The sequence below is a fragment of the Frankia sp. AgKG'84/4 genome (assembly GCF_023242965.2).
In the GTDB taxonomy this organism is placed as follows: domain Bacteria; phylum Actinomycetota; class Actinomycetes; order Frankiales; family Frankiaceae; genus Frankia.
Genome location: NZ_JALKFU020000310.1, coordinates 1 through 6,188, shown reverse-complemented (window position 1 = coordinate 6,188; position 6,188 = coordinate 1). Strand labels below are relative to the sequence as shown.

Here is a 6,188-nt window from a genome sequence, read left to right as displayed (position 1 = left end):
GCCCTCGCCGGCCGCCGGCGGACCCACGCCCGACGCCGGCGAGGACCCCCAGGTACGCCGGCGCCTGGATGGGCGTGACGACGACCAGCACGACCGCGTCGACCTCGCGCCGCAGCCGGCGACCGAGGCGAGGCCAGCCGTCCGGGCGGCGCCAGGACAGCGGGTAACGGGTCGACGCGAACGGCTCCATCTCGGGCTCGGTGACCCGTTGCACGCCTGGATAGAGCCGCGCGGGGTACTGGTCCGACCAGGACTCGATCACCACCTCGTGGCCACGCCCGGCCAGCCGGTGGGCGAGTTCGGTGGTGTGCTGGGCGATGCCGCCCTTGTAGGGGTGGGTCGGGCCGACGAGGGCGACGCGCATCGTCAGGTGTTACTGCGCGATCGGGCCACCAGGTCGCCGATCAGGGCGAGCACCACGATCTGGAAGCCAACGAGGATCGCCAGCAGGGTCGACGTCGCCACGTGGAAGTCGTACCGGACCAGGTCGACGATCAGCTTGATGAACCCCAGGCCCATGATCCACAGGGCGAACGGCATCAGCACCTTGAGCGGATCGAAGTACATGACCATCCGCAGCACCTGCAGGATGTAGCGCCGCGCGTCGCGGAAGGGGTGGAACTTCGACGTCCCGGCCCGCTTGGCGTAGTCGATCGGGAGGTAGTCGACCGGGTGCTGGTTCGACAGGAACGACATCGTGATCGTCGTGACGCAGCTGAACCCGGGTGGCAACAGGCGCAGGTACGGCAGGGAGACCTCACGCCGGAAGGCACGCAGGCCCGAGTTGAGGTCCGGGATCTTCATGCCGGACAGCCGCTGGGCGATCATCCTGATCAGCCACTTCGCCGGCACCCGCGCCCACTTGTGGGTGCCCTCCTCGGTGAGCCGGGCGCCGACGACCTGGTCGACGTCGAGGTTGTCGTCGAGGTGGCGGACGAACTCGGGGATGCGCTCGTTCGGGTAGGTCATGTCGGCGTCGGTCCAGACGACGATCTTCCCCCGCGCCTCCTGGGTGCCGATCCGCCGGGCCGTGCCCGAGCCGCCGTTGCGGCGGAACGGCATGATCCGCATCCGGGGGAACCGGGGCGCGGCCTCCCGCAGGACGGCGAGGGTGTTGTCGGTCGACTTGTCGTCGATCGCGAGGATCTCGTAGGCGTAGCCGCTCACGTCCATCGCGGCGGTGATGCGCTCCAGCTCACGCACCACATGGTCCTGCTCGTTGTAGCAGGGCAGCACGATGGTGACATAAGGGACATCGGGTTCGACCGGGGCGAGGTCGTCGCCGGCCCCAGGCTGCGTCGGGGTGCTGTTCCCCGGCTGTTCGGGCTTGTGGATGGCGCTGACACTCACGTCGGTGTGGCTCCCGGTTGTCGTTCCCGGCCGTCCGCTACCGCGGGCGGGCCGGTGATTGCTGCCTGGCCGAGATCGTCCCCACTCCGATCGCCGGTCCGTGACGGGTCGAGTGTCCGTTCGGAGTAGCCAACCCGCCGTCCCTAGAGTCGCACGGCCCGGATCGCTGACCGACGACCGGCCCACCGACCGGCCCACGGCGGCGCTTACTGTTTGGACGTGGCTGCGTTCAAAAGTGATCTACGTGAGTACGTGCGGCACGTGCGGGTGCTGCGGGCGGCCCGCGAGACCTCGGCCCGCTCGTTCGTCGCCGGCCTGCGCTACCCGCTCGCCCACCGGCAGCCGATCTGGATCGGCTCGCCGACGGTCATCGAAGGCCGGGAGCGCATCGAGTTCGACGAGGGTGCGGCCCTGCGGGTCGGCCTCGGCGCGTTCGGCCTGACGACGAAGCGGGACACTTCGATCATCCGGGTGCGCCCGGAGGGCCGGATTCACTGCCAGGGCGTCGTGTCGCTGCAGCGCGGCATCCGGGTCGTCGTCGACTCCGGCGTGCTGGAGCTCGGGCCCGCCGCGAACATCAACGGCTTCGCCAAGATCCTGGTGCGCGAGCGAGTCTCCATCGGCGCCTACTGCAACGTCTCCTGGAACACCCAGCTGATGGACAACGACTTCCATCCGATGATCGTGGACGGGGTCGAGCAGCCGATGAGCGGGCCGATCATCCTGGAGGACCGGGCCTGGATCGGTGCCGGCGCGATCGTGCTCAAGGGCGTCACGATCGGCGAGAGCGCCGTCGTGGCAGCCGGTTCGGTCGTGACGAAGAGCGTTCCACCCAAAGCCGTGGTCGCCGGCTCACCGGCGAAGATCGTCGGCTCCATCGATTCCTGGCGTTGATCCGCAAGCCGATGACCAGGCGGGAGACCCTGCCACCCGAACAGTCAAGCGGTCGACGGTGTCCGTAGCATGACAGCACCTCCGTCCGATGGGACCGTTCAGTCTTGGCTGACTCCGTGGAATCGACCGAGGCGGCCCCCGTCGCCGCCAGTCCCGGTCCACCCGCGCCCGCCACTGGCCGCCGGCCGCGGGCGCGCACCGGGCAGCGTCCCCGTACCGGGCCCGGGGCACGCACCGGGTCGGCGACGCGAGCCCGGCCGCCGGTAAAGACCCGGCCACCGACGCTCACCGGGACGCCCGGCGTGACCCTGTTCCGGCCGTGGCGCATCCTGCGCTCCGCTCCGCCGGCCGTCTGGGTGATCACGCTGCTGTTCACCGCGATGCTCGCCGGCTGGTCGATGATGGTGCCGCAGTACCACGCCCCGGACGAGCCCAACCACGTCGATGCGGTCATGCGGCTGGTCGAGGGCCGCGGTTGGCCGCACCCCGGGCACGCGAACGTGACCCGGGGCGGCGTCGGCGCCATCATGCAGGCGCCGTACGGCGGCTGGCAGTCCACCCGCGACCTGTCCGCCGGACCGTTCACCGCGGCGGAGTCGACCCCCCGGGACAAGCGGCCGAGCTGGCAGACGCTGGAGAACACGCCGGCGCCGCGGGGCGGCATCCAGCAGCTCGTCCAGCATCCGCCGCTGTACTACTGGGTCGACGCGCAGCTCCTCAAGGCGCTCCCCGGCGACGCCGCCGACCTGCGCTGGGACGAGATCATCGGCATCCTGCGGCTGATCAGCGTCCTGATGGTCGCCCCCCTGCCGCTGCTGGCCTGGGCCGGGGCGAACCGGCTCTCCGACGGCAGCCGGGTCGCGGGGATCTGCGCCGCCCTCGTCCCCCTCGCCGTCCCCGAGCTGGCGCACATCGGCTCCAGCGTCAACAACGACAACCTGCTCGTCCTGACCGGCGGACTGACGACGGTCGCGGTGGTCCACGTGCTGCGCGGCGACACCACGCCGCGCACGTCGATCTACACCGGCGCCTTCCTCGGGCTCGCGCTGATGACCAAGTCGCTCGCGATCGTGCTGGTCCCGATGGCCGTGCTCGCCTATGTGGTGGCCTGGTCCCGGGCGCGGCGCGACGCCCGCGCGCTGCGGGCCGCCCGGCCGGCGGGCCAGCCGACGGACACCGCGCCGATCAAGCTCGCCGAGGTCGGCCCGGTGGGGCCGTCCGCCGCGGCGCTGCGGGTGCCCTGGCGGCAGATCGCACTCGGCGGGGCGGTGATGATCGCCCTGGGTGGCTGGTGGTGGATCGTCAACGTCGTGCGCTGGGGCAAGTTCCAGCCGGAGACGCCTGGCTTCCCGCTCGGCCAGTACCTGGGCGACGACTGGGGCGCCTACCGCGAGGTCCTGATCAACGGGACGATCCTGCGCTGGTGGGGATCGTTCGGCTGGTTCGAGGTCAACCTCACGAGGGTGCGGGGGCGCACCGCCACTGGGCTGGTCATCTTCTTCTTCGCGCTGGCTCTGATCCGCGGTCGCGACTGGCGACGGCGGGTCGACCTGCTGTTCCTGCTCTGGGTCACCTGGGGCCTGTTCGGCCTGATGACGCTGCAGTCCGCCAAGAACTTCGACAAGTACTTCCACGTCAGCGGAATCTCCGGGCGCTACCTGTACGCCGGGATCGCGTCGGTGGCGATCGGGGTGGGGATGGGCGCCGCGGCCACCGGGCGCCAGCTGTCCCGGATCATGCCGCTGCTGTTCCTCGCCGGTGCCGCCACCATGCAGATCTGGTCGATCAGCATGGTGTTCCCCCACTTCTGGCGGCCGGCCGACGGTGATCTCCACGACGCGTGGACGAACATGACCGCATGGTCGCCCTGGTCGCCGGGGGTCGCGGAGACCATCGCGGTGGCGGTGTGCGTGCTGGCGGCACTCACCCTGATCGTCTGCCTGTGGACGCTCATGACCCCAGACCCCGCCGCGCACCCGCGCCGGCGCGGCACCTCCGCCGCCACGGTTCCCGCCCTGGCGACGGCAGCGGCTCTCCCCGGCACGACCACCCCGGCGAAGCGCCGCGAGCACGCCGGCGGGAACGGCTCCGCGCAGGGCCTTCGGGAGGTCGGCCTGCGTCGCGCCGCCCGCGTCCGCCGCGAGACGCCGACCGAGGAGCGGCAGATCGTGCTCGGCCCCTCCCCGGACCGCGGCCAGGCCGATCCGCCGTCGACGGTGAACACCACACCGGCCAAAGCTGACGCACCGGCCACGCACATCACACCGGCCACGCACATCACACCGGCCGCGCACATCACACCGGCCGCGGGCAACACACCGGCCGCGGGCAACACACCGGCCGCGGGCAGCCGGCCGGCTGAGGACGCCGCCACCTCCGACAGCCCGGAGTAGCCGATCGGCGACATTGCCTCGATATCCATCGCGCGGCATGCACATGCCCCTGCCCGCCGGCAGACTTACCTCGACCCCGGACGCCGGCGACCGGCCGCCGACACCGCCGCCAACCGGGGATGTCGGATCATGAGATGGTGACCGTACGCGCGTGTCCGCGCGGTCGGCCGTCTCAGCTCGGGGGGAATGTTGCGCCGCAAGCGGGAGCCGGGCAGGGCCGGAGCGATGACGCCTCCGCCCGTGCCGCCACCCGCGTCGGCGCCCGCCGGCGCGGGACCGACGGCGACACCACGTCCACCCGACCAGGTCGAGCCCAAGGGGGCCAACCCCACCACTGACATCGTCGCCGATCCCCCGACGGGCGGTGGGGCCGGCGCCCTCGTCACCCCGCTCGAGCCCGCGGACCCGACGGAGCTGGCCAGGGTGGAGCTGCTCGGGCGACTCGGCGAGGGCGGAATGGGCACCGTCTTCCTCGGCCGGGGGCGACCGAACACCCCCGGCTACGCGGGCCGGCTCGTCGCCGTGAAGGTCATCCGGCCGGATCTGGCCCGGGTGCCGGAGTTCCGCGCCCGGTTCCGGCGCGAGGCCGACATCGCGCGGCGCGTCGCCCGGTTCTGCACCGCCGAGGTGCTGGACGTCGTCGACCCCGCCGACGGCCTGCCCTACCTCGTCACCGAGTACATCGACGGCCCCACCCTCGCCCAGAGCGTCGCCGCGGAGGGTCCGCTGCGTTCCGCCGACCTGGAACGGCTCGCGGTCAGCGTGGCGGCGGCCCTGACCTCCATCCACGGCGCGGGCATGGTGCACCGCGACCTCAAGCCGTCGAACGTGCTGCTGTCCTCGCTGGGACCGCGCGTGATCGACTTCGGGATCGCCCGGGCGCTGGACTCCCAGACGATGGTGAGCCAGGAGATCCAGCGCATCGGGACGCCGGCGTTCATGGCGCCGGAGCAGGCCAACGGCGAACCGGTCTCGGCCGCCGCCGACGTGTTCGCGTGGGGCGGCCTGGTGACCTACGCGGGCACCGGCTCGTTCCCCTTCGGGGACGGCCCGACGCCGGTCCAGCTCTATCGGGTCGTGCACCGCGAACCGCTCCTCGACGGTCTCGACCCCGCGCTGCGACCGATCGTCGAGGAGGCGATGCGCAAGGATCCGGCCGCCCGGCCGAGCGCGCAGGAGCTGTTCCTGCGGCTGGTCGGGATGGGACCACCCACCCACCCCGACCCGGACGTGACCCGGATCATCCGCTCGTCGGCGCCGTACGCGGCTCCCCCGCAACGCGCCGGCGGCGGTGAGCCTGGCGGCACCGGTCATCCCGCCGACGGCCGGGACGCGCGGCCCGCGGCCCAGGCGGGCCAGGGCGACGTCCGTTCGGCGACGGCGGCGTCACACACCACGGCACCCGCGGCGCGCGCGGCCGCCGCGTCCGCACCGACCAGTTCGGGCGCCGGCGTGGTCACGCCCGGCACCGGCCACACCGGCCCGGCCAGCCACACCGCGGCGGGTGGTCATGTCCGCCGCCGGGCCGTCGGGTGGCACCCCGGTGTCGAC

Annotated in this window: 5 protein-coding genes; 3 read left to right on the top strand and 2 right to left on the bottom strand. The window is 72.4% G+C overall.

All coding sequences use genetic code 11. The annotated features are described in order from the left end of the window. Window positions 1-364, bottom strand: a 364-nt coding sequence (locus tag MXD58_RS17695; protein WP_250609599.1) for a glycosyltransferase family 4 protein, incomplete at its 3' end; no start/stop codon positions are given. A 2-nt stretch (window positions 365-366) separates the two neighbouring features. Then, entirely contained in the window at window positions 367-1,350 is a 984-nt protein-coding gene (locus tag MXD58_RS17690) for a glycosyltransferase family 2 protein (RefSeq protein WP_248838393.1), read from the bottom strand. 219 nt (window positions 1,351-1,569) lie between these two features. On the opposite strand from MXD58_RS17690, the gene MXD58_RS17685 reads away from it, so the two are divergent. The 3 genes from MXD58_RS17685 to MXD58_RS17675 form a co-directional block, all read left to right on the top strand. Further along, on the top strand, window positions 1,570-2,244 hold the full coding sequence (locus tag MXD58_RS17685) for an acyltransferase (RefSeq protein WP_248838394.1): 675 nt from the start codon (window positions 1,570-1,572) through the stop codon (window positions 2,242-2,244). A 302-nt stretch (window positions 2,245-2,546) separates the two neighbouring features. Then, the gene (locus MXD58_RS17680) at window positions 2,547-4,637 is read left to right on the top strand and encodes a DUF2142 domain-containing protein (RefSeq protein WP_250609598.1); all 2,091 of its coding nucleotides are present in this window, start codon (window positions 2,547-2,549) and stop codon (window positions 4,635-4,637) included. Between the two features lie 456 nt (window positions 4,638-5,093). After that, on the top strand, window positions 5,094-6,188 hold a 1,095-nt coding region (locus tag MXD58_RS17675), incomplete at its 3' end, for a serine/threonine-protein kinase (RefSeq protein WP_250609600.1).